The following is a 23964-nucleotide window of genomic DNA, read 5'->3' as shown; positions in this document are numbered from 1 at the left end:
TGACGATCCGCTTACGCACTGACCTGGCGTCTTGACGCGATCTTGACGCGAAACCGAAGTTCACTAATACTGAAACAAGTTACTGTTCGTTCGAACGAACAGTTTTGCGAAGGGAACCTGATGACTTCTCGAACCGACCACGATCTCGCCCCCGGTCTTGTCGACCAGGTTGCGAGTCTGGCCTCGGGCGCTACCTCGTCCGTCGCGGCCACCGAGGCAACGCTGAGCCGGATCGAGGCCACTCAGCCTCACCTCAATGCGTTCAAGATCGTGCGGGGAGAGAAGGCACTCGAGGAAGCTGCCGAGGCCGACAGACGTCTCGCACTCGGCGAGCGTCTGCCGCTGCTCGGTGTGCCGATCGCAGTGAAGGACGACGTCGACATCACCGGCGAACCCACGGCCTTCGGTTGCCCTGGCGATTTCCCGGCCAAGACCGAGGACTCGGAGATGATTCGACGCCTCCGCGACGCCGGCGCAGTGATCGTGGGCAAGACCAACAGTCCGGAATTGGGCCAGTGGCCGCTCACGAGCGGTTCAGCCTTCGGTTACACGCGCAATCCGTGGTCGCGTCACCACACTCCAGGCGGATCGTCTGGCGGCACCGCCGCGGCCGTCGCCGCCGGATTGGTCAGCGCCGGAATCGGTTCCGACGGTGCCGGTTCCATCCGAATCCCTGCGGCCTGGACCAACCTCGTCGGAATCAAACCGCAGCGCGGGCGCATCTCCACCTGGCCCGACGCCGAAGCGTTCTACGGCCTGACGGTCAACGGACCGCTCGCTCGCACCGTCGCCGACGCGGCACTGCTGCTCGACGTCGCTGCCGGCAACCATGACGGCGACCTCCACAAGCCGACACCGGTCACCGTCAGCGACGCGGTGGGACGCGACCCCGGAAAACTGAAAATCGCGCTTTCCCTTCGCAATCCGTTCACCGCCACTCCCGTGAAGCTGGACCCGGAAGTGCGCCTGGCCGTGCATTCGATCGCCGACACGCTGCGGGAACTCGGACACCATGTCGTCGTCGACGATCCCGCATACGGCCTGATCTTCGGCCTGAACTTTCTGCCCCGCTCGCTCGTCGGGGTCCACGACTGGCTCGGACGCGTTCCCGACCCGAAACTGGTCGATGCCAGAACACGCGGAAATGCCCAGAACGGCAAGCTACTTCGCGGCGCACCTCTGCGCGCGGCCCGCGCGGCCGAGCCGCGGATGCGAAAGCGGATCGGAGCGATCTTCGACACCTACGACGTCGTCCTGGGACCCACGACGGCAACTCCACCGATCATGGCGACCGCGATCGACGGCATCGGTGGCTGGGACACCGACAAGGTCATGACCGGCGCCTGCCCCTACGCGTGGCCGTGGAACGTCCTCGGCTGGCCCTCGGTCAACGTGCCGGCCGGATTCAGCAAGGCCGGCCTGCCTATCGGTGCGCAGTTGATGGGCAACGAGAACACCGAACCTCTGTTGGTCTCCCTCGCTTCACAATTGGAATCGGTCCTGCGTTGGGATCAGATCCGCCCCGAGCCGTGGTGGTGACCCGATGAGTAACCGGGACGTCCGCGAGCGAATACTCGACGCCGTTCTGCACGTCGTCGGTACCGACGGCATCCCGGGTGTGAGCAACCGGCGCATCGCCGCGCAGGCCGGCGTCTCACTCGGATCGATCACGTATCACTTCGCGAGCCAGTCGGACATGCTCCGCGCTGCTCTGTCTCGTTTCGTGACAGACGAGACGACGCGCCTGCGCGCCTTGGCCGAGGAGTACCGCGACAAAGGTCTGAGCGTCGAGGACGCCGCGGCAATAGCCGAAAAGGTGACGCGAGATCTTTCGTTCTCGGCCGAGCGGATCGCGCCGTTCGAGATGTACATCGCCGCCGGGCGCGACCACGAACTCCACGAAGTCGCCGTCGAATGCTTCGCCGCCTACGACGATTTGACCGTCACGATTCTGACGGCACTCGGTGTACCTGATCCGGAGTCGATTGCATCGACGCTCGTCGCCGTCATCACCGGCCTCCAACTCCGACGCCTGGCCACCGGCGTCGACGAGCAGGACATCGGCGCGGCGATCCTCAGGGTCCTCCGGCCCTAGAAGCCCAGCCGGCCGAGCTGCTTCGGGTCGCGCTGCCAGTCCTTGGCGACCTTGACGTGCAGCTCCAGGAAGATCCGCACACCGAGCAGCTTCTCGATCTGCAGGCGCGCACTGGTACCGACTTCCCGCAGACGCGCTCCGCCCTTACCGATGACGATGCCCTTCTGACTGGGCCGCTCGACGTAGAGCAGTGCATGCACGTCGAGCATCTCGCCCTGCTTCTCGGTGCGTCCCTCACGCGGGATGACCTCCTCGATCACCACAGCCAGGGAGTGCGGCAATTCTTCGCCGAGCCCCTCGAGCGCAGCCTCACGGATCAGTTCGGCCATGAGCACCTCTTCGGGCTCGTCCGTCAGTTCCCCGTCCGGGTAGAAGGCCGGGCCCTCGTCCATCAGACCGGCGAGGACGTCGACCAGGATCTCGACCTGTTCACCCGACTTCGCGGACACCGGAACGACCTCGGATTCGGGGCCGAGCAGGGTGGACAGCGCGAGCAACTGCTTTCCGACGGCGTCGCGGCTGACCTTGTCGATCTTGGTCACGATGCCGACAAGCTTGGTCTTGGGCGCCATCTGACGGACCTGCTGCACGATCCAGCGGTCTCCGGGCCCGATGGCCTCGTCAGCCGGGATGCACAGGCAGATGACGTCGACCTCGGAGTACGTGTCGCGAACCAGGTCATTGAGGCGCTGCCCGAGCAAAGTGCGGGGCTTGTGCAGTCCAGGGGTGTCCACCAGGATCAGCTGCGCATGCTCGCGGTGAACGATGCCGCGAATCGTGTGGCGCGTCGTCTGCGGGCGCGAGGACGTGATCGCGATCTTGCTGCCGACCAACGCGTTGGTCAGCGTGGACTTGCCCGTATTGGGTCGACCCACGAAACACACGAAGCCTGACCGGAATTCGTTCTTGCTCATAACTGCTCCTCGCTGAACTCTCGCTCAGTCATCGGTGTCTTCTGTCTCTTCGTCTTCGGACGGCGGGATGCGCTGCACGAACACCGTGCTGATGCGTACCCGGCCTCGGCCCGTATTGGTTCCCTCGCCGCGCAGGATCAAACCGTCGTACTCCACTTCGGAACCGGGAAGTGGCACTCGGCCGAGTACGTATCCGATCAGCCCGCCGACGGTCTCCACCTCGTCGAGTTCGAGTTCGAGATCGAACAATTCACCGAGGTCTTCGATGGGAAGTCTCGCGGATACGCGGAACATTCCGTCACCGAGATCCTCGATGGGCGGCGTCTCGTCCTCGTCGTACTCGTCGGCGATCTCACCGACGATCTCTTCGATGACGTCCTCGATCGTGACGAGCCCGGCGATCCCGCCGTACTCGTCGACGAGTATCGCCATGTGGTTGCGGTCGCGCTGCATCTCGGCCAGCAAGCTGTCGAGCGGCTTCGAGTCGGGAACGAAGACGGCGGGCCGCATGACGTCGCAGACGTTGACGTTCCGGCCGCCGTCGGGCAGGTGGTAGGTCTGCTTGACCAGATCCTTGAGGTAGACGACACCGAGCACGTCGTCGACGTTCTCCCCGATGACCGGCAGGCGCGAGTGACCACTGCGGACGGCCAACGACGTCGCCTGCCCGGCATTCTTGTCGTTCTCGATCCACACCATGTCGGTGCGCGGCACCATCACCTCGCGTGCCGACGTGTCTCCGAGCTCGAAGACGGACTGGATCATTCGGCGTTCTTCGTCGGCCACGACGCCACGTTCCTGCGCCATGTCCACGAGTTCACGCAACTCGATTTCCGACGCGAACGGGCCGTTGCGGAAGCCCTTACCCGGGGTCAATGCGTTACCCACGAGGATCAGGACGCGACTGATCGGCCCGAGCAGAACCCCGATCCACAGCAGTGGCAGCGACGCGGCCATCGCGATGGAGTACGCATGTTGGCGCCCAAGCGTTCTCGGTCCGACGCCGATGACCACGTACGAGACGAGAACCATGATCACCGCGGTGACGGTCAGTGCCCAGCCCAGCGAGAGGACGTCGATCAGGCCGCCCACGAGTACGACGGTGGCCGTGATCTCGCACAAAATGCGAAGCAGGACCATCAGATTCACGTATCGCGGACGATCGGTCAGGATGCGTTGCACTCGCGCGGCGCCGGCTCGCTCTTCCTTTGCCATCTCGTCGATCCGCGCCGACGAAATGGTGTTGAGCGCCGAGTCGACGGCCGCGAACACACCACCGACCGGGACAAGAGCAATCGCCAGAACAAAGAGCGCTATGGCGCTACTCACTACAGAACCCCCGGATAACTGTTATCGGTCCACTCCGTCGACGAAACCGGTCTTACCGAGCAGCTTCTGATCGCGTTCGGCCAGTGCTGCTTCGCGGTCGATACGGCGAAGGTCTTCGTACCACTCTTCGAGGAGGCTGTTCTGCAAGCCGAACATCTCCTTCTCCTCCTCCGGCTCCGCATGGTCGTAGCCGAGAAGGTGCAACACACCGTGGACGGTCAGGAGGGCAAGTTCGTGAGCCAGTGAATGCCCGGCCTTGTCAGCCTGATCCGCGGCAAAAGACGGACACAGCACGATGTCGCCGAGCATCGACGGCCCCGGCTCGGGGGAATCGGGACGGCCACCAGGCTCGAGTTCGTCCATCGGGAACGACATGACGTCGGTCGGGCCCGGCAGGTCCATCCAGCGAACGTGCAGATCCGCCATCGTCGCGGAGTCGACGAGAACCATCGACAGCTCGGCCGCCGGATGGACATCCATCCGAGCGATCACGAAACGGGCAACGCTGATCAACTCCGGTTCGGAGATGTCCATGCCCGATTCGTTCGAGACCTCGATGCTCATGTGCGACGCTCTTTCCTGGGAAAAGTAGGGGTTGATGCGTCGCTCAGCCTACCGTCGCGGTGAATGAGCATGTGCAGCGCGGCGCTGCGCCCGGTTTCCGACCGCCAACTCGCCGGACCGATCCGATTCGTGACGCTCGTAAGCGTCGACGATGTGAGAGACCAGCCGATGACGTACGACGTCGCTGCTGTCGAGAGTGGCGAAATGAATATCGTCGATCCCGGTGAGGATTTCGGATGCCGCGCGCAGACCCGAACGGGCCCCGCCCGGCAGATCGACCTGGGTCACGTCTCCGGTGACCACGATCTTGGAACCGAACCCGAGGCGGGTCAGGAACATCTTCATCTGCTCGGCCGTGGTGTTCTGCGCTTCGTCCAAGATGATGAAGGCGTCGTTGAGCGTCCGGCCACGCATGTAGGCGAGCGGAGCTACCTCGATGACTCCGGCCTGCATCAACTTCGGAATCGCCTCGGGATCCATCATGTCGTGCAATGCGTCGTGCAGCGGGCGGAGATACGGATCGATCTTCTCGTGCAGCGTGCCGGGCAGAAAGCCCAGTCGCTCCCCGGCCTCGACTGCCGGCCTGGTCAAGATGATCCGAGAGACCTGCTTGGCCTGCAACGCCTGAACGGCCTTGGCCATGGCGAGGTAGGTCTTGCCGGTACCGGCCGGGCCGACTCCGAACACGATGGTGTTCTCGTCGATGGCGTCGACGTAGCGTTTCTGGTTGAGGGTCTTCGGCCGAATCGTCTTGCCCCGACGCGAAAGAATGTCCAGGGAGAGCACCTCGGCCGGAGACTCGCCGACCTCGTTGGTGAGCATGCCGATGGTTCGTCGAACAGCGTCCGGGGCAATGGGCTGCCCCCGACCGGCCAGCGACGCCAATTCACTGAACACACGTTCTGCCAGCGCCACGTCTGCAGCCGTCCCCGACAAGGAGATGGTTCCGCCACGTACATGAATGTCGGCACGAAGCTCACGTTCGATCGCGGTGAGATTCTCGTCCGTCGCCCCCAGGATTTGACGCACGGTCTCCGGCGCCAGATCCATACTCGAACGGACGGTGCGCTCTGCGGGCAGAGCGCGCTCGGTGATGGTGGTTACACGGTTCCCGTCGAGTTCACTGTGTTCACTCACGTGGTGAATATGGCCTGCTTTCTGGTCCGATCAGCCCACTCGACTCGTGAGCCTCGATACTTCGAAGTCTAGCGCCAGAGTCGGACACGGCCCACTTGTTAATCGTCCCGGCCTAATCCTCGCGGCGACCGGACGGCAGCGATTCGCGGATCCATTCCGACGCTTCGGCGACGATCTCGGAGCTTCTGTCCGGACTGATACCCGCGATGACCAGGCACACGGCGGCAAAGGATTCGCCCGAGTCCGTGATCAGCCCACTGTTGGCCTGATCGAACAAAGTGATCGTGATCGCCTCGGTCATCGCTACCAGAGTCTCGGCCGGCAGGTATTTCGAGAAGGTTCCGTCACGCTGACCGCGCTCGACGACGCTGATACTCACGGCGCGCGCGGGCTCCATCAGATCGAGAATCCGCTGCTCCCCCAACTCTTTGCGAGCAAAGCTGAGCAGCATCCGGAAGCGATCACCGACCGGCCATGACAGCAATGCCAGTACGGCAGTCGCCAGATCCGGGCGCTCGGGCGGCTCGCCGGCTTGGCTCAGCGCAGCTACGAGATCGGTCGACGCCTCGTCCACGATGCCGTTGATCAGCGCCTCTCGGCTGTCGAAATGCGCGTACACGGTTCGCCTGACCACACCGGCGGCCTTTGCGACGTCGTCCATGCTCGCATCCGGATCAGCAGCGAACGCCGTGATCGCCGCCTCGATGATGCGATTGCGATTGGCCGCGGCCTGACTACGACGCTGCCGTCCGCCCGATTCGGCAGTTCCCGAAACGACTGTGCCCGAATGCGTCAACGCGCGTTCCACCTCTTTCGACTGCCCAACTGTGATCTAGGTCAATCATAGTTGCACATCGGTGTGCAAGTTATTAACTTACACATCAGTGTGCAAATAGATCGAGGAGTGTCTTCGATCATCAGGAACGGAGTCGCGTCATGACGACACTCATGAGCAAACCTGTCTCGGAGATGGACCAGCCGTACTCACGGCGGTGGGCCGCGCTCGGGGTGTTGTGCCTGAGTCTGCTGATCGTCGTGATGGCGAATACCGCGCTGATCGTCGCGGCGCCGGACATGACCAGAGACCTCGGCCTCACCAGCACGCAACTTCAATGGGTCATCGACGGCTACACCGTTCCCTACGCCGCATTGATGCTGCTGTTCGGCGTGATCGGTGACAAGTACAGTCGCCGCGGCGCACTTCTCGCCGGACTCGCCGTGTTCGCCGGCGGCGCCGTCTTCGGCAGCATCGCGGACACCACCAACGCCGTCATCGCGGCACGAATGATCATGGGCGTCGGCGCCGCGATCATCATGCCCGCGACGCTTTCGCTTCTGGTCGCTACCTTTCCCAAAGCGGAGCGATCACGCGCCATCGCGGCGTGGGCGGCGACATCGGGTCTCGCGATTGCACTCGGTCCGCTGTTGGCCGGATGGATTCTCGACAGTCATTCCTGGAGCATCACTTTCCTGATCAACGTCCCGATCGCCGCAGTCGCTGCCGTCGCCGCCGTAATTCTGGTGCCGCCGAGCAAGGCCGAGCACCTGGGCCGGATCGACTGGATCGGCGGCGCACTCTCGGTGGTCACCATTGGCTCGCTCGTGTACTCGATCATCAACGGATTCCACTTCGGGTGGACCGGCGGACCCATCGGTGCCGCCGTACTCGCTGCGATCGGCCTCGTCTCGTTCGTCGTCTGGGAACTGCGTCACCCGCAGCCACTGCTCGACGTCCGTAAGCTCGGCCAGCGCATGGTCGGCGGCGCGACGCTCGCCGTACTTCTGCTGTTCCTGGCCGCCTTCGGCGCCATCTACTTCATCTCACAGCAGTTCCAGTTCATCCTCGGCTACGGCGCACTCGAAACCGGTGTTCGTCTGCTGCCCTTGGCAATTGCCGTCTCGATCGGCGCCGTTGTCAGTGGGCGGATCACTCCGCTGATCGGCGTCCGGGCATCCATCTTCGGCGGCATGGTGGTCGCCGCGATCGGCGTTCTGATTCTCACGCAGGTCGACGGCGATTCGGGCTACTGGATGTTCGCAGTCCCACTGATCCTGCTCGGCCTGGGCATCGGTCTCAGCGAACCGCCGGCCACCGACGCCATCATGGACAACTTCTCCGAGGACGATCTCGGTGCTGCGGGTGGCCTCAACGACACCGCCATCGAACTCGGCGGCTCGCTGGGTATCGCGATCCTCGGCTCGATCCTCGCTGCGAGCTACAAGGATTCGATTGCCGGATTCATCGATGGAATGCAGGTTCCGCAGTTGACGGGCGAACTTGCACAACAGGCCGCGTACGCGATGGAGGTGTCGGGCGAATCCGTCGGCGGCGCTTCGTTGGTCGCCGAAGAGATGGCAGGCAACCCGTTGGCTGCAGCTCAGGCAGGGCCGTTGCTCGACGCCGCAGGCAGTGCCTACGCCGACGCGATTTCGGCGGCCAGTTGGGCGGGCGGTCTTGCACTGTTCGTGGGGGCAGTTGTCGTGGCGTTCATCCTGCCGGGCAAGAAGGCCCCTGTGGAAGTGGACCCCGCGTCAGTCTGACGTGCTCGGAGCCAGCGGGTCTTCGGCGAGAACCAACTCGCGGGAGACCCGCCACGACTCGGTCGAGGGTGAGAGAAATGCGTCGTGTCCTTCGCCCTCGATCACACGCAGTGCCACGGGATCACCAGCCGCTTCCGCGGCTTTCGCGTACCGGGAGCTCACCTTGGCCGGCACCTGCAGGTCCTCCGCACCCGTGACGCACACAACGGGGACGCCGATCGGCAATCGATGCTGCGGCGACGCACTGCGATACAGATCCGGGTCCGCGTCGAACGGAACGCCGAACAGATCCTCGATGAAGCTGATCCGTCGTCCACGCTCGCCTGCCGACGCCAGATCGAGTGCGGCCGCCTGTGCGATGACCCGTTCAGGCCGGGTGAACGTGTCCTTCTCCCCCGCCAGCCACACTGCAAGATGTCCTCCGGCCGAATGCCCGAGCAAGCGAATCTGATTCAGATCCAATTCGGCCGAGGACTTCCCGGCAACCAGTCCGGGGATTTCGTCGTACGCGGCTTTCACGTCGGCGGACATCTCCGGCCAACGACCGCCCGCCCCGAGACGGCGGTATTCGATGTTCCACACCGCGACGCCGTGCCGCGCGAGTTCGACGGCAAATGCGGTGCCCAGAGTCAATCCGTACTGCCCGCTCCAGAAGCCGCCGTGGATCTGCATGACGACCGGGATCGGGCCGTCAGCGACTCCGTCGGGAACGTAGAGATGCCCGAACTGCTGCTCGTGTCGGCCGTACGGAATCTTGAATCGAGGCACCGAGGAAATCTATCTCAGGCGAGGGCGCTGCCTGCGGCCCAGTCTGCCCAGGAAAGGGTCCAGTCGCCGTTCTGCCACACCTCCAGCGGAGCGCCGCCGGTGTTCTTGATCTCGACGACATCTCCCGGCTGCGAGAAATCGAAGAACCATTTGGCATTGGCCGCACTGAGATTGAGGCAACCGTGCGAGGTGTCGGTGTTTCCCTGCGCCCAGACGGTGCTCTCCAACTCGTGAAGATAGATACCGTCCGTGCTGATGCGGGTGGCCCAGTTGATGGATTCCTTGTAGCCCAGGCGCGAGTTGATCGGCAGACCGTAGGTCGACGAATCCATGATGACGGGATTGGCCTTGTCCATCACGGTATACGTGCCGGGCTGGGTCCAGAACGAGAGCGTCGTGCCGCCGATCGTCTCGGTGCCGCCCATTCCCATCGAGGTCGGCATTTCCTTGATCACCTGACCGTTTTCGTAGACGGTCACCATCTTGGTGTTGTCGTCGGCGACCGAGACGTGGGAGTCGCCGATCTTGAAGGACACGGTGTCGTCCTGCTGGCCGTACAGTCCGTTGCCGAGCTGCTTGCCGTAGATGTTCGCGTTCACCGAGACCGTCGTGCCTGGTGCGTAGTAGTTCTGCGGTCGCCAGTGAACGTTCTGACCGTCGACCCAGTACCACGATCCCTGTACGGGCGGATTGGTTGTGACCAGCAGAGACTTCTCGGCCGCGGCCTTGTCACCGATCAACTCGTCGAAATGAACGGCGACGACGGTGCCGACACCGTACGTGCCACCGTCCGATATCGAGGCGCCACCGGTGGTGTTGATGTACGCCCGGGTCTGGTTACTCGGCGCGACGGTGGTCAGCGTCGTGTTCTTGGTCGTGGCAACACCATTCGCGTCGACGGCGTCGACGACCAGCTTGTAGGTCTTGCCGTATCCGAGTGGTTCGCTCGGTTTCCAGGACGTCTTGTCCGGCGTGGTGATACCGGCGACTTCCTTACCCTCGGGGTTGGTCAGCGCGACGGTCGTCAGTGTTCCCTTCGCGACCTGGACCTCGATGGGGTCGAGTGGACTCACCGGAGTTCCGCCGTCCGCCGGGGTGACGGTGACGAGAGCCTCGCTGGTCGGGGTAGTGGTGACGGCGCTGCTGGAGGAACCCGTGTTGTCTCCGGTGGAGACCGTGCACCCCGCGACGAGCATCAACGCCGCCGCGGCACACACCGCTCCAACGATTCGCATATGCGCACGTGACAACATCTGGCCTCCTGAAATCCCCGAACCAACTCACGCCGAAGGCGACCCCCGACGTCCTTACGATAGTGCGCAAATCTGACACTTCGCTGAGCGCCGGATCCGATTCAGCTCGGGATCACAACAAGATCAGTGCAGTGGCCGTGGTCCCCAGCGATCGGTCAGCACTCCGATCGCGCCCAGAGCAACAGCCCCGGCGGTCGACGTGCGCAGGACCGTCGGGCCGAGAAGCACCGGAGTGGCCCCGGCCTCCGACAACGCGCTGATCTCCGAATCGTCCAGCCCACCTTCGGGACCGACAACCAGAAATACCTCGTCTGCGCTCGCCAGCGGCAAACCGGCCAACGGCGTCGTCGCCGATTCGTGAAGCACCGCAACCACAGCGCCACGGGCAACGGCGTCACGAACCAACGCGATCACCGCCGGCGTCTTGTGCAGTTCCGCAATTTCCGGGACGAACGCGCGTCTGGACTGCTTTGCCGCAGACACTGCCGCACTTCGCCAGCGTGCGACGCCCTTGGCGAGCTTGGGGCCCTCCCACTTGGCGACACAACGCAAGGACTGCCACGGGATCACCGCGTCGATCCCCGCCTCGGTCGCCAGTTCGACGGCCAACTCGGAACGCTCGGCCTTGGGAAGTGCCTGAACGAGGGTCACCAACGGCTTGGGCTGCTCGAGAACCTGAACGTCACTGACCAACAGTTCCAGGCGGTCCTTGCCGACGCTCGTCACCTCGGCGTCGGCTACCCGGCCACGGCCGTCGGCCAACACCAATCGCTCGCCGACGCCGATCCGGCGGACAGTGGCCGCGTGGCGACCCTCCTGTCCGTCCAGAACTGCGATTTCACCGACGCCGGGAACCGGGTCGAGAAAGAAGACCGTCGCGGCCACCGTCAGCGGCCGCTGAATGCTTCGCGAAGACGCGAGAACAATCCACCGCTGTTCTGCGAGGCCGTCGAGACAACCTCGGCCTCGTCACGATCGCGGAGCAGCTTGAATTCCTTGAGCAGCTTGGACTGCTTGTGATCGAGACGGCTCGGGATGACCACCTCGAGGTGAGCGTGCACGTCGCCGCGCACTCCCGACCGCAGTTTCGGCATGCCATGACCGCGAAGAACAGCAACGTGTCCGGGCTGGGTGCCTGGCTCGATGGTGATTTCCTTGGGGCCGTCGATGATGGTGTCGACGGTGACAGTCGTACCGAGCGCTGCGTCGACCATCGGAACGCGGATCGTGCAGTGCAGGTCTTCACCGTCTCGAACGAAGACGTCGTGCTGCTGCTCGACGATCTCGACGTAGAGGTCGCCGGGGTGTCCGCCGCCCGGGCCCACTTCACCCTGCGCGGTCAAACGGATGCGCATGCCACCGGCGACGCCCGCGGGAACCTTCACGGTGATGTCACGCTTGGCCCGAACTCGGCCGTCGCCGCCACACTTGTGGCAGGGATCCGGGATGGTCTCACCGGCACCGCGGCACGTCGGGCAGGGACGCGAGGTCATGACCTGACCGAGGAACGAGCGCTGGATGGATTGAACTTCGCCGGCACCGTTGCAGGTCTCACAGCGGACAGGCTTGGAGTCGCCGTTGGTTCCGGCTCCGGTGCAGCTGTCGCACAGAATGGCCGTCTCGACGGTCACGTGCTTGCTGACTCCCGTCGCACATTCTGCGAGGGTCAGCTTGGTGCGAAGCAACGAGTCGGCTCCGGGCTGAACGCGACCGCGCGGCCCACGACCTGCGCCGCCACCGCCGCCGAAGAATGCTTCGAAGACGTCGCCGAGGCCGCCGCCACCGAATCCGCCGCCGAAGCCACCACCGCCGCCACCACCGGACTCGAGCGGGTCTCCGCCGAGATCGACGATGCGACGCTTCTCCGGGTCGGTCAGGACCTCGTAGGCCGTCGAGATCTCCTTGAACTTGGCCTGCGCCGCCTCGTCAGGGTTGACGTCCGGGTGCAGTTCGCGTGCCAGCTTGCGGTAAGCGCGCTTGAGCTCCTGGTCTGTCGCGTTCTTGTCGACGCCGAGCAATCCGTAGTAATCCCGTGCCACGTTGAGTCTCTCGTCCTTCTCTTACTTCTAGGTTTTCCTCAGTCCTCGCGAGGAGGCGTGCCGACGAATGTCGACGTCCGTCATCGCTCGGAGAGAACTTCGCCGATGTATCTGGCAACGGCGGCAACCGATGCAATTGTTCCCGGATAGTCCATCCGAGTGGGTCCGAGCACACCGACACCACCGAAAACGGTACCGGCCGCGCCGTAGCCAGTCGAAATCACGGAGGTTCCGCGCATCTGTTCGACCTGCGTCTCTTCACCGATCTGAACGGTGACCGTGCCGGAGTTCTGCGTCGCAGCGAGCAGTTTGAGGACCACTACCTGCTCTTCCAGTGCTTCGAGCACTGCGCGCAGCGAACCGGGGAAGCCGGCCAGACCGGAGAAATCGGCGGCGTTGCGCGTGAGATTCGAGGTTCCGCCCAGAACGAGGCGATCTTCCGGATGTTCGACCAGGGTCTCGACCAGCACCGTTGCCGAGCGGATCACGGCGTCGCGAAGGTCGGCCGGAGACTCGTCGGCCAGTTCCGCCACGGCAATCGACGCGGCGGCCAGGCGCTTGCCTTCCAGTGCTCCGCCGAGAAGCGTGCGCAACCGGGAAAGGTCTTCGTCTTCGAGGACGTCTCCGAGTTCGACGATTCGCTGATCGACGCGGCCGGAATCGGTGATGAGAACGAGAAGCAGGCGCGCCGGCGTCAACGCGACCACCTCGAGGTGGCGAACCGACGACGCGGACAGCGACGGGTACTGGACAACCGCGACCTGACGGGTCAGTTGCGCGAGCAGTCGCACACCACGACGCAGAACGTCGTCGAGATCGACACCCGACTCCAAGAACTCGAGGATCGCTCGACGCTCGGGCCCGGACATGGGCTTGACGTCGGCGATGCGATCGACGAATTCGCGGTATCCCTTGTCGGTGGGGACGCGGCCGGAACTGGTGTGCGGTTGGGCGATGTAGCCCTCGGCCTCGAGGAATGCCATGTCGTTGCGCACAGTGGCGCTCGACACTCCGAGGTTGTGACGCTCGACCAGTGCCTTGGATCCCACCGGGTCCTGGGTGGAGACGTAATCGGCCACGATTGCACGTAAGACCTCGAAACGCCTGTCGTCGGTACTCGACATCGTTGCCACCTCCGTTTCCTGAAAAGAACGAACACCGACATTTACACATCGGTTTCCACTGGCAGTCTAATCGCCCGAGCGCCAGAGACGGCTGTTGCCCTTACTGTGGAGTGAGATCGGCGAAAGGTCGATCGCACAACCATGGACAAGGCGGCACATGATCTTCAAAGGCGTGATGGACGGCAAACCGTATCCCGATCACGGACTGTCTCTACGCGACTGGTCGAAGTTCCCTCCACGTCAGGTTCGACTCGACGAGATCGTGACCACCACGAAGGTCCTCGAACTCGATCGCCTGCTGTCGGAGGACTCGACCTTCTACGGCGATCTGTTCCCGCACGCAGTGCAGTGGCGCGGCACTCTCTACCTCGAGGACGGTCTGCACCGAGCGGTTCGTTCGGCCCTGCGAAACCGCGTCGTGCTGCACGCGCGTGTCTTCGACTTCGACGCGATGCCCGGTGTCATCGAGGGAGTCCGCTGACGCTCACGCGACTCGGGTACCGAGACTCAACCGACGAACGCGAGCAGTGCGGGATTCGTCTGCCCCGGCCAGGTTCCGGTGAGCGTTGCCGAGCCTGACACTCGATCTGCGTCGATCACTCTCGCCACAGTCAGTTCCAGGCTTCCCGCGCGGATGATCGTGTCGGTGCCGACTGTCGAGCAGGTCACGGATTCCACTGCCGGTACGGAAGCGCCGGCCGTACCGCTGCCTACTACGTGAGCCGTCACGGGGATGTGATCGGCGGTGTCCGCGAAGACCAGTTCGACTCCGGCCCCACCCGTCAGAATCGCGGTCGCCACCGCGCTGACGTAGACCGGATCACAGCATGCGTCGTACACCCACCGTTCGCCGAGTACCGAATGATCCATGGTCGCGATCAGCGCGGTCTCCGCCCCGTCCAGCGGAGCACCACGATAAGTGAGCGGGACCTGAAGAATTCGACCGTCGGCAGAGCGCATCAGGTGCGTCTCGATTCCGACCTCACCGTCCGGGTCGTCGAAACGATAGGCGTCGACGCGTTCGAGCGTCGAACAGTCGACCGACCCGAGCCACGGCTGCTTGGGCACCCACGCTCGGAGCAGGTCGTTCTTGGACGGATTCAGCTGCGCACGATGAATGATGGCCACCACGGCCACATTACGCGGCGAAGGATGGTTGCGCGTCAGGTCAGGATCGTGCGAATCACCGCATCGGCGAGCAGGCGACCACGGTCGGTGAGAACCACGTGATCGTTCTCGATCACGGCCAACCCGTCGACTACCACCTGTTCGGCCGAAAGACGTTCGGATGCAGACAGTTCCGACAACGGAAGTCCCGTACGCAACCGTGCGGTCAGCATGACTCGCTCCATGTGTTCGTCCTCGGCGGTCAGTTCTTCGCTGCCGCCGACGGGAAGTTCGCCGAGCGCCAACTGTTCCGCGTACCGCGCCGGGTGCTTGACGTTCCACCACCGCACTCCGCCGACGTGGCTGTGCGCGCCCGGACCGGCACCCCACCAGTCACCGCCGTCCCAGTAGCCGAGGTTGTGACGACACCGGGTGTCACCGGAGTCCGCGGTTTCCGCCTTTGCCCAGTTGGAGACCTCGTACCACCGCAAGCCTGCCTCGGACAGGCGTGAATCGATTCGTTCGTACCGCGAGGCCAGCACGTCGTCGTCCGGGGCGGGCAGCTCGCCGCGCCTGACCTTGCGAGCCATGGCGGTGCCGTCCTCGACGATCAACGCGTAGGCCGAGACGTGATCGACATCGGCGGAAAGGACCGCATCGAGTGAGGCGTCCAGGTCTTGATCGCGCTCCCCCGGGGTTCCATAGATCAAATCGAGATTCACGTGCGAAAAACCAGCTGCGCGAGCCTCTTTCGCGGCAGCGACGGCGCGACCGGGGGTGTGCGTGCGGTCGAGGATCTTCAGAACGTGCTGGGCGGCCGACTGCATGCCGAGGGAAATCCGGGTGAATCCAGCGCTGCGGAGAGCACCGAAGAACTCCGGCGACGTCGATTCGGGGTTCGATTCCGTGGTCACTTCGGCGCCGGACGCCAGGCCGAAGCTGCTCCGCACCGCCGACAGCACGTCGGACAATCCGTCACCACCGAGCAGCGACGGCGTTCCACCGCCCACGAACACGGTCTCCGCCGCCGGGGCGCCCGTCATCTCGGCCGCGAGATCGAGTTCGCGCCGCAGACCTTCCAACCACGATTGCGGCGAGGCGGAAGTTCCGAGCTCTCCGGCCGTGTAGGTGTTGAAATCGCAGTACCCACACCTGGTGGCACAGAACGGGACGTGGATGTAGATCCCGAACGGCCGTTTCCCGACACCCTCGAGCGATCGCGCGGGCAAGGCGAAGGGCGTCGCCTCGCTCTGTCGAGTGGGAGTCGTGCTGGTGGCATTCACGCCTCCAGTGTCCCAGCATCCGGAACGCACACCTATTCAGCCTGCGATGCAGGTCGGCGTACGGCTTGAACTCGATATTTCCCCCGTTTTTCGTGGAAATACGCACCCGAGTCGGAATTATCGAGTTGACGTGGCACAATGGTCCGCATGACCGGACTCGGAGTGCGACTTGTGGCGCGTCGCCATGTCGACTTCAAGCGTGTGTGCAGCTCGTCGTGTCTGCACCTGTGTAGCTGTTGATCTTTCACTGATCTTCCAGCCTTTCCCGCTCATCTCCATCTGCTTCACCGAAACACTCTCTGCAGAGAAATGCCTTTTCAGGGACGCAGCTTCTCCAGCTGTTCGTTTTCGTGAGCACACCTGCCGGCCGCGAGCTTTCCGAGACCGAGGACAGCCCCCTCGATTTCCGACACGGACCGGTGCGTCCCGATCAGACACCGCCACAGTTCATCGATAGTGCGTGCCGCGTGCCGATCAACCGCCCAGATCCAGGAGTTCATCGATGACGTCGACCACCGACGCCGCCACACCCGCCGATTCGGCAGCTGCCGAAGCCCGGCCTGCACGCGCTGCGCGTCCCGCCAAGCGTCGCGCCGAAGGTCAGTGGGCCCTCGGTTACCGCGAGCCTCTCAACGCCAACGAGCAGGCCAAGAAGGACGACAACCCGCTCAACGTTCGGGCCCGCATCGAGAACATCTACTCCAAGCAGGGCTTCGACAGCATCGACAAGGGCGACCTTCGCGGCCGCTTCCGCTGGTGGGGTCTCTACACCCAGCGCGAAGAAGGCTACGACGGCACCTTCACCGGCGACGAGAACATCGACCTGCTCGAGGCCAAGTACTTCATGATGCGCGTGCGTTGCGACGCCGGCGCTCTCAACGTCGAGCAGCTGCGCACCATCGCCGGCATCTCGAAGGAATTCGGCCGGAACACCGCCGACCTGTCCGACCGCGAAAACGTCCAGTTCCACTGGATCGAGGTCGAGAACGTTCCGGAGATCTGGAAGCGCCTCGAAGCCGTCGGACTCAAGACCACCGAAGCGTGCGGTGACTGCCCCCGCGTCGTCCTCGGTTCTCCCCTGGCCGGCGAATCGCTCGACGAGGTCCTCGATCCCACCCCGGCGATCGACGAGATCGTGCGCCGCTACATCGGCGACCCCAAGTACTCCAACCTGCCGCGCAAGTTCAAGACCGCCATCTCCGGCCAGCAGGACGTCGTTCACGAGATCAACGACATCGCCTTCATCGGCGTGAACCACCCCGAGCACGGCCCGGGCCTCGACCTCTGGGTCGGCGGCGGACTGTCCACCAACCCGATGCTGGCGCAGCGCGTCGGCGCCTGGATTCCGCTCGACGAGGTCCCCGATGTCTGGGAGGGCGTCGTCTCGATCTTCCGTGACTACGGCTACCGCCGTCTGCGCGCGAAGGCCAGGCTCAAGTTCCTCGTCAAGGACTGGGGTATCGAGAAGTTCCGCGAGGTTCTCGAGACCGAGTACCTGAAGCGTCCGCTCATCGACGGCCCCGCGCCCGAGAAGCCCAAGCGCCCGATCGATCACGTCGGTATCCAGAAGACCCGCAACGGCCACAACGCAGTCGGTTTCGCTCCGATCGCCGGCCGCGTCTCGGGAGACATCCTGGCTCAGGTCGCCGACGCCGCCGAGAAGGCCGGCAGCGACCGGATCCGCTTCACTCCGTACCAGAAGCTGATCATCCTCGACGTCGCCGACGAGACGCTCGAGCCGCTCATCGCCGATCTCGACGCGCTGGGTCTTCCCGCCCGTCCGTCGCACTGGCGCAAGAACCTGATGGCCTGCTCCGGCATCGAGTTCTGCAAGCTCTCGTTCGCCGAGACCCGCAAGCGTTCGCAGGTGCTCGTGCCCGAACTCGAACAGCGTCTTGCCGACATCAACAGCCAGCTCGACGTGCCGATCACCATCAACATCAACGGTTGCCCCAACTCCTGCGCTCGCTCGCAGATCGCCGACATCGGCTTCAAGGGCCAACTCGTCGACGACGGTGAGGGGAATCAAGTCGAGGGTTTCCAGGTTCATCTGGGAGGCAGCCTCGGATTCGACAGCGCCTTCGGACGCAAGCTGCGCCAGCACAAGGTCACCAGCGTCGAGATGGGTGACTACATCGACCGCGTCGTACGTCAGTTCGTCAAGAACCGCAACGAAGGTGAACGGTTCGCCGAATGGGCAGTGCGCGCAGACGAAGGAGATTTGCGATGACAGTGGACATTTCGCGAGCAACTGCCGACGAGCTTCGGTCCATCGCCGAACGCGGTGCAGTAGAACTCGACGGAGCCGGCGCGCAGGAACTGTTGCAGTGGACCGAGGACACGTTCGGTGACTCGTACATCGTGGCGTCGAACATGCAGGACGGGGTGTTGGTTCACCTTGCCGCACAGGTGCATCCGGGCGTCGACGTACTCTTCCTCGACACCGGCTACCACTTCCCCGAAACCATCGGCACGCGTGACGCGGTCGAGCAGGTGTACGGCGTCAACGTCATCAACGCTCGTGCGCTGGCAAGCGTCGCCGAGCAGGATGTCGCCGAGGGCAAGGATCTGTTCGCCCGTGATCCCAACCGCTGCTGCGCACTACGCAAAGTCGCGCCGCTCAAGCAGACACTGTCCGGGTACAGCGCGTGGGTGACCGGCATCCGCCGCGTCGAAGCGCCCACCCGCGCCAACGCTCCCCTGATCTCCTTCGACGAAGCCTTCGGACTCGTGAAGATCAACCCGATCGCTCCCTGGTCGGACGAGGAGATGCAGAACTACATCGACACCAATTCCATCCTCGTCAATCCCCTTGTCGACGAGGGATATCCGTCCATCGGCTGCGCACCCTGCACCAGCAAGCCAGCCCCCGGCAGCGATCCGCGTAGCGGTCGTTGGGCCGGTGCCTCCAAGACAGAATGCGGGTTGCACGCATCATGACAGTTGACTTGACACCTTCACGGCCTCAGCTCGACGGCACACAGTTCGATACTCTCGACGCCCTCGAGTCCGAAGCGATCCACATCTTCCGAGAGGTGGCCGGCGAATTCGAACGCCCGGTCATTCTCTTCTCGGGCGGTAAGGACTCCACCGTGCTGCTGCACCTGGCGATCAAGGCCTTCTGGCCTGCGCCGTTGCCGTTCACCCTGCTGCATGTCGACACCGGCCACAACCTGCAGGAAGTCCTCGACTTCCGCGACCACGTGGTGGCCAAGTACAACCTGCGCCTGCACGTGGCCAGCGTCGAGGAGTACATCGCGGACGGTCGCCTCACCGAGCGCCCCGACGGTATCCGCAACCCGCTGCAGACCGTGCCGTTGCTGGACGCGATCTCCGAGAACCGCTTCGACGCCGTATTCGGTGGCGCTCGCCGCGACGAGGAGCGGGCCCGCGCCAAGGAGCGGATCTTCTCGCTGCGCAACGCTTTCGGTCAGTGGGACCCCAAGAAGCAGCGCCCGGAACTGTGGAACCTCTACAACGGTCGCCACTCCCCCGGCGAGCAGGTGCGCGTCTTCCCGCTCAGCAACTTCACCGAGCTGGACATCTGGCGTTACATCGCCCGCGACAACGTCGAACTCGCCAGCATCTACTACGCCCACCAGCGTCCGGTGTACCAGCGCGACGGCATGTGGATGACGCCCGGCGTCTGGGGTGGACCGGCTGACGGCGAAGAGCTGCAGACCCTTTCGGTGCGTTACCGCACCGTCGGCGACGGTTCGACCACCGGCGCAGTCCTCTCCGATGCCGCTGACAACGAGGCCATCCTGGCCGAGGTTGCGGCATCACGTTTGACCGAGCGCGGCGCGACCCGTGGCGACGACCGAGTTTCCGAAGCGGCCATGGAAGACCGCAAGCGAGAGGGCTACTTCTGATGAGCGATCTGCTCAGACTGGCAACTGCCGGCAGCGTCGACGACGGAAAGTCCACCCTCGTGGGCCGTCTGTTGTACGACACGAAATCCGTTCTCGCCGACCAGATCGACGCCGTGACCCGTGCGTCGGTGGACCGCGGTCTCGACACCCCTGACCTCTCGCTCCTGGTGGACGGACTGCGCGCCGAGCGTGAGCAGGGCATCACCATCGACGTGGCGTACCGCTACTTTGCGACCCCCAAGCGCACCTTCGTGCTCGCCGATACACCGGGCCACGTGCAGTACACCCGCAACACGGTCTCCGGTGCCTCGACGGCTCAGCTCGTGATCCTGCTGGTCGATGCTCGCAAGGGCGTCATCGCGCAGACTCGCAGGCACGCAGCGGTTCTCGCGTTGCTCGGTGTCCCGAAGCTCGTTCTCGCCGTGAACAAGATCGACCTCGTCGAGAACCCCGAAGAGGTCTTCACCTCGATCTCCGCCGAGTTCAACGAACTCACCAGCTCACTTGGCTGGGCAAGCGAAGACGTCGTCGAGATCCCGGTGTCGGCACTGCACGGTGACAACGTCGCCATCCGCTCCGACAAGACCCCGTACTACACCGGCCCCACACTGATCGAGCACCTCGAGTCGATTCCGGTCGACGCCGAGCCACATCGCGTCGGTCTGCGTTTCCCGGTGCAGTACGTGATCCGCCCCCGCACCGCAGAGTTCCTCGACTACCGCGGCTACGCCGGTCAGGTCGCTGCCGGTTCCGTCGTGCCCGGCGACGAAGTGGTGATCCTGCCCTCGGGTACGCGCACCACCGTCACACGTATCGACACGGCCGACGGCGAACTGGACGTCGCCCACGCCGGACGCAGCGTCACGCTGATCCTGGCCGACGACGTCGACGTCTCACGCGGCGACACCATCGCATCGCCGTCCGACGCACCCGAGCCGATCGGCGAATTCGACGCCACTGTCTGCTGGCTGGCCGAGAAGTCGCTGCGCCCCGGTGCACGTCTGCTGCTCAAGCACGGCACGCGAACGACGCAGGCCATCGTGGGCAGCTTGGTGGAACGCTTCAACGAGCAGGACCTCACCACGGATCAGGGCCCGGACACTCTCGAGCTCAACGAGATCGGCAAGATCTCGATCCGGGTGGCCGAGCCGATCGTGGCTGACGACTACGCCGTCAACCGCCACACCGGCAGCTTCCTGCTGATCGATCCCGCTGGTGGAAACACTCTCGCAGCCGGCCTGGTGGGCGACGTCATTTCCGCTGTCGAATTGGGCGAGCGCGTCTAAGTCGATGGTTCCGCTCATCGCTGTTGCGCACGGCAGCCGTGACCCCCGTTCTGCTCGGGTGATCGCGGCTGCTGTGGCAGCTCTTCGTGAAGTCCGGCCAGACCTCGATGTCCGGCTGGCGTTCCTCGACCTCAATGCACCGTCCATCGATCAGGTCCTGGACGGAGTTGCACACGACGGCCACACTCACGCCGTTGTTGTTCCGATGCTGCTGGGCAATGCCTTCCACGCCCGGGTAGATCTGCCCGGACTCTTGGCCGCTGCCGCGACACGCCACCCCCAGTTGACCGTGTTCCAAGCAGACGTGCTGGGTCGCGATGCTCGGCTGATCGAGGCAGTACGCGAGCGAATTCTCGAAGCGGGTGCCCGCCCGGACGATCCGTCGGTCGGTGTCGCTCTTGCGGCAGTCGGCTCGTCCGACGCGCGCGCCAATGCCGCGACCGCAGAATTGGCGTCCACTCTCCTCGGCGGAACCAACTGGTCGGGCGTTCGAATCTGTTTCGCGACATCCGCGGAACCGACAGTTGCCCAGGCGATCTCCGCACTCGAGCAGGACGGCGCCGAACGTGTTGTCGTCGCACCGTGGTTCTTGGCTCCCGGCCTACTGACCGATCGACTCAGCGCTGCCGCAGCAACTGCATGTCCGCGCGCGCGTTTCGCCGACACGATCGGTGGGCACTCTCTACTGATCGAAACGATGATCGACCGTTACCGACAAGTCGCTGATGCACTACCCGACCGTCTGGTCCGCTCCGCCTGATCCGGTTTCACAGGCCGTTATCAGATTGTTACCGTAGTGTTGGATCTGTCCAGCTCGCGAAGGTACCTCCTTCGCCTGCGAAACAGATCTTTGGGTGCAATCCCCTCAGAGCGCCGCGAGAGGGAACACCATCACTCACAATCTTCGCCTCGGCACAGCCGGCATCGCATGGGTCCTGTCGGTGCTCTACCTGCTTGTCGAAATCTTCACAGCCGGAGCATGGAAGACGCCGTACAGCTTCGCGCGCGACTCCATCAGTTCGCTGGGCGTGACGACATGCAGCGTGGATTCGTGTTCGCCGATGCACGACGTGATGAACGCGGCCTTCATGATCCTCGGTGCGCTCACCATCCTCGGTGCAGCCTTGCTGCACAAGTACATTCCGGACGGTCGTGCGAAGAAGTGGATTCTCGGTCTTGCCGTCGTCGTTGCATTGAGCACCGCGGCCACCGGCCTCTTCCCGGCGAACGACGGGACCTTCGTTCATTGGACCGCCGTACTTCCCGGCTTCGTCGCACGTCATGCCGTTCTCGTCCTCATGGCAATTCAATTCTGGAAGCACAGCAAATGGATCGCAGTGTGGTCAGGGCTGTGCGCGGCTACCGGAATCGTCGGTGCCGTACTGCTTCTCGGACGAACCCTCACTTTCGGCCTTGGTGAACGCCTGACGCTGTACCCGCTGCCTATGTGGATGGCCGTCACCGGCGTCGCGGCCCTGCTCGCGTTGATGCGCCGAACCGTGTTGAAGAACGTGGAACTGACACTGTCCGGTAACGGATTCATCACCGCTCTGTTGTCGTTGCGCCCGCGTCGATCTCGCGCGGCAGTGCCCACCGACGTTCTCGCACCACGGGAGCTGACCGGTTTGTAGCGAACCGGGGGTGAGCAGGGACACACTGGTAAGGAGGCGACGCGAGGAGACTTCCATGACCAGTGCATCTGTTCGACACGGAATCGTGGCCGGTATCGACGGCTCGGCAAGCGCGGTCAACGCCGCGAGGTGGGCAGCTTCGGCTGCAAAGAGATTCGACGAACCACTTCGCCTGACCCACGTGCTGCCAGGACAACCCGAGTCCGGTGGCGGTACAAACGTCACCGACGAAGAGATGTTCGACCACCACCTTCGCGTCGAGGGTGCAAAACTGCTCGACGAGGCCGAGGACGCCATCCGCGATGATCACACCGACGTCACCGTCGAACGTGGCCTCGTGACCGGTACTCCCGCAACCACACTCGTCGAACTCTCGAAGTCGGCTCGCATCGTTGCACTGGGTCAGGCCGGCACCAGCGAAATGCAGTCCGTGTTTCTCGGATCCGACACCATTCGGGTGGTCAACCGCGCGCACTGTCCCGTGGCCGTATTCCGCGGTACGGGTGATCACGCGATGGCCGACACCAGGCCCATCGTCGTCGGCGTCGACGGGAGCAAGCTCAGCGAACTCGCCGTCGCGCATGCCTTCGAATTTGCCGCGTTCCTCGGCGCACCTTTGGTTGCGGTCCACACGTGGAACGAGCACGCCTCGCTGGGCGGGTACTCCGAAGCCAGGCGCTTCGTCGACTGGGGACCGTACGAACAGCATGAGCATGCACTGCTGTCCGAGTGCCTCGCCGGCTGGACGGAGAAGTACCCCGATGTCGAAGTCACCCGCAGTGTCCAGCGCAGCGGACCGATGAAGGCACTGCTCGAGCACTCGGCGGAAGCGCAACTCGTAGTCGTCGGTAGCCACGGCCGCAGCCCGTTCATGGCGTCGATAGTCGGATCGACCAGTCAGAGCCTCATCCACCACGCCCAATGCCCGGTCCTCGTCTGCCGAGAGGGCTGAACTCGTCTCGCTGTTGCCCGGCCCCCAACTCTGAGCGAACGGCACTTTCGGCGCCATCAGGAGGCCGAA

23 protein-coding genes are annotated in these 23964 nt (G+C 64.0%); 11 read left to right on the top strand and 12 right to left on the bottom strand.

The features are described from left to right. The first annotated feature begins 120 nt into the window (after positions 1–120). Together GN300_RS27325 and GN300_RS27320 are read left to right on the top strand one after the other, a co-directional pair. Positions 121–1539 (top strand): amidase, encoded by a 1419-nt coding sequence (locus GN300_RS27325; RefSeq protein ID WP_063316221.1) that lies wholly within the window; start codon positions 121–123, stop codon positions 1537–1539. A 4-nt stretch (positions 1540–1543) separates the two neighbouring features. Beyond that, positions 1544–2095 (top strand): TetR/AcrR family transcriptional regulator, encoded by a 552-nt coding sequence (locus tag GN300_RS27320; protein WP_030536607.1) that lies wholly within the window; start codon positions 1544–1546, stop codon positions 2093–2095. On the opposite strand, the gene era is transcribed toward GN300_RS27320, so the two are convergent. The 5 genes from era to GN300_RS27295 form a co-directional block, all read right to left on the bottom strand. After that, positions 2092–3009: a GTPase Era gene (gene era, locus GN300_RS27315; protein ID WP_003944451.1), complete on the bottom strand. Its 918-nt coding sequence runs from the start codon at positions 3007–3009 to the stop codon at positions 2092–2094. The genes GN300_RS27320 and era overlap by 4 nt on opposite strands. A 24-nt stretch (positions 3010–3033) precedes the next feature. Further along, positions 3034–4338 (bottom strand): hemolysin family protein, encoded by a 1305-nt coding sequence (locus GN300_RS27310; protein WP_003944509.1) that lies wholly within the window; start codon positions 4336–4338, stop codon positions 3034–3036. 21 nt (positions 4339–4359) lie between these two features. Continuing rightward, positions 4360–4902 carry an rRNA maturation RNase YbeY gene (gene ybeY / locus GN300_RS27305; protein ID WP_003944525.1) on the bottom strand — a complete coding sequence of 181 codons (543 nt, stop codon included), beginning with the start codon at positions 4900–4902 and terminating at the stop codon, positions 4360–4362. A gap of 48 nt (positions 4903–4950) precedes the next feature. Beyond that, positions 4951–6039, bottom strand: coding sequence for a PhoH family protein (locus GN300_RS27300; protein WP_003944580.1), 1089 nt, complete (start codon positions 6037–6039; stop codon positions 4951–4953). A gap of 112 nt (positions 6040–6151) precedes the next feature. After that, positions 6152–6847 (bottom strand): TetR/AcrR family transcriptional regulator, encoded by a 696-nt coding sequence (locus GN300_RS27295; protein ID WP_007731067.1) that lies wholly within the window; start codon positions 6845–6847, stop codon positions 6152–6154. Positions 6848–6975: 128 nt separating this feature from the next. On the opposite strand from GN300_RS27295, the gene GN300_RS27290 reads away from it, so the two are divergent. Continuing rightward, complete coding sequence (locus GN300_RS27290; RefSeq protein WP_063316222.1) at positions 6976–8580, top strand: MFS transporter; 1605 nt, start codon at positions 6976–6978, stop codon at positions 8578–8580. On the opposite strand, the gene GN300_RS27285 is transcribed toward GN300_RS27290, so the two are convergent. From GN300_RS27285 to hrcA, 5 genes are all read right to left on the bottom strand, one after another. Further along, positions 8572–9348 carry a S9 family peptidase gene (locus GN300_RS27285; RefSeq protein ID WP_063316223.1) on the bottom strand — a complete coding sequence of 259 codons (777 nt, stop codon included), beginning with the start codon at positions 9346–9348 and terminating at the stop codon, positions 8572–8574. The two genes, GN300_RS27290 and GN300_RS27285, sit on opposite strands and share 9 nt — an antisense overlap. 14 nt (positions 9349–9362) lie before the next feature. Next, positions 9363–10601: an Ig-like domain-containing protein gene (locus GN300_RS27280; RefSeq protein ID WP_003944568.1), complete on the bottom strand. Its 1239-nt coding sequence runs from the start codon at positions 10599–10601 to the stop codon at positions 9363–9365. Between the two features lie 123 nt (positions 10602–10724). Beyond that, positions 10725–11486 (bottom strand): 16S rRNA (uracil(1498)-N(3))-methyltransferase, encoded by a 762-nt coding sequence (locus tag GN300_RS27275; protein ID WP_003944495.1) that lies wholly within the window; start codon positions 11484–11486, stop codon positions 10725–10727. A gap of 2 nt (positions 11487–11488) precedes the next feature. Beyond that, the gene (dnaJ, locus tag GN300_RS27270; protein ID WP_003944460.1) at positions 11489–12640 is read right to left on the bottom strand and encodes a molecular chaperone DnaJ; all 1152 of its coding nucleotides are present in this window, start codon (positions 12638–12640) and stop codon (positions 11489–11491) included. 80 nt (positions 12641–12720) lie between these two features. Further along, positions 12721–13764, bottom strand: a complete 1044-nt coding sequence (gene hrcA / locus GN300_RS27265; RefSeq protein WP_003944583.1) for a heat-inducible transcriptional repressor HrcA — start codon at positions 13762–13764, stop codon at positions 12721–12723. A gap of 157 nt (positions 13765–13921) precedes the next feature. Between hrcA and GN300_RS27260 the strand changes: the two genes are divergently transcribed. After that, positions 13922–14245, top strand: a complete 324-nt coding sequence (locus GN300_RS27260) for a type II toxin-antitoxin system VapB family antitoxin (RefSeq protein WP_003944521.1) — start codon at positions 13922–13924, stop codon at positions 14243–14245. A 26-nt stretch (positions 14246–14271) separates the two neighbouring features. Here the strand turns inward: GN300_RS27260 and GN300_RS27255 are convergent, their stop codons facing one another. Both GN300_RS27255 and hemW read right to left on the bottom strand, forming a co-directional pair. Further along, complete coding sequence (locus GN300_RS27255) at positions 14272–14892, bottom strand: hypothetical protein (protein ID WP_054187696.1); 621 nt, start codon at positions 14890–14892, stop codon at positions 14272–14274. Positions 14893–14927: 35 nt separating this feature from the next. Continuing rightward, positions 14928–16154 (bottom strand): radical SAM family heme chaperone HemW, encoded by a 1227-nt coding sequence (hemW, locus tag GN300_RS27250; protein ID WP_042450186.1) that lies wholly within the window; start codon positions 16152–16154, stop codon positions 14928–14930. Positions 16155–16656: 502 nt separating this feature from the next. On the opposite strand from hemW, the gene GN300_RS27245 reads away from it, so the two are divergent. The 7 genes from GN300_RS27245 (at position 16657) to GN300_RS27215 (ending at position 23895) form a co-directional block, all read left to right on the top strand. Further along, positions 16657–18384 (top strand): nitrite/sulfite reductase, encoded by a 1728-nt coding sequence (locus GN300_RS27245; protein ID WP_063316224.1) that lies wholly within the window; start codon positions 16657–16659, stop codon positions 18382–18384. Next, positions 18381–19094 (top strand): phosphoadenylyl-sulfate reductase, encoded by a 714-nt coding sequence (locus tag GN300_RS27240; protein WP_003944488.1) that lies wholly within the window; start codon positions 18381–18383, stop codon positions 19092–19094. Before GN300_RS27245 ends, GN300_RS27240 begins: the two co-directional genes overlap by 4 nt. Further along, on the top strand, positions 19091–20026 hold the full coding sequence (gene cysD / locus GN300_RS27235) for a sulfate adenylyltransferase subunit CysD (protein WP_007731054.1): 936 nt from the start codon (positions 19091–19093) through the stop codon (positions 20024–20026). The genes GN300_RS27240 and cysD overlap by 4 nt, the downstream gene beginning before the upstream one ends. Next, positions 20026–21312: a sulfate adenylyltransferase subunit 1 gene (locus GN300_RS27230; protein ID WP_020969973.1), complete on the top strand. Its 1287-nt coding sequence runs from the start codon at positions 20026–20028 to the stop codon at positions 21310–21312. The genes cysD and GN300_RS27230 overlap by 1 nt, the downstream gene beginning before the upstream one ends. 4 nt (positions 21313–21316) lie before the next feature. Beyond that, positions 21317–22072: a sirohydrochlorin chelatase gene (locus tag GN300_RS27225; protein ID WP_007731050.1), complete on the top strand. Its 756-nt coding sequence runs from the start codon at positions 21317–21319 to the stop codon at positions 22070–22072. Positions 22073–22166: 94 nt separating this feature from the next. Next, on the top strand, positions 22167–22943 hold the full coding sequence (locus tag GN300_RS27220; protein WP_030536614.1) for a DUF998 domain-containing protein: 777 nt from the start codon (positions 22167–22169) through the stop codon (positions 22941–22943). A gap of 55 nt (positions 22944–22998) precedes the next feature. Further along, complete coding sequence (locus GN300_RS27215; RefSeq protein WP_003944544.1) at positions 22999–23895, top strand: universal stress protein; 897 nt, start codon at positions 22999–23001, stop codon at positions 23893–23895. The last annotated feature ends 69 nt before the right edge of the window (positions 23896–23964 follow it).

Origin of the sequence: Rhodococcus sp. Ni2 (assembly GCF_021352185.1) — a bacterium.
Lineage (GTDB): Bacteria > Actinomycetota > Actinomycetes > Mycobacteriales > Mycobacteriaceae > Rhodococcus_F > Rhodococcus_F qingshengii.
The sequence above is the reverse complement of the archived record's forward strand: the minus strand, read 5'-3'. Positions and strand labels throughout refer to the sequence as shown.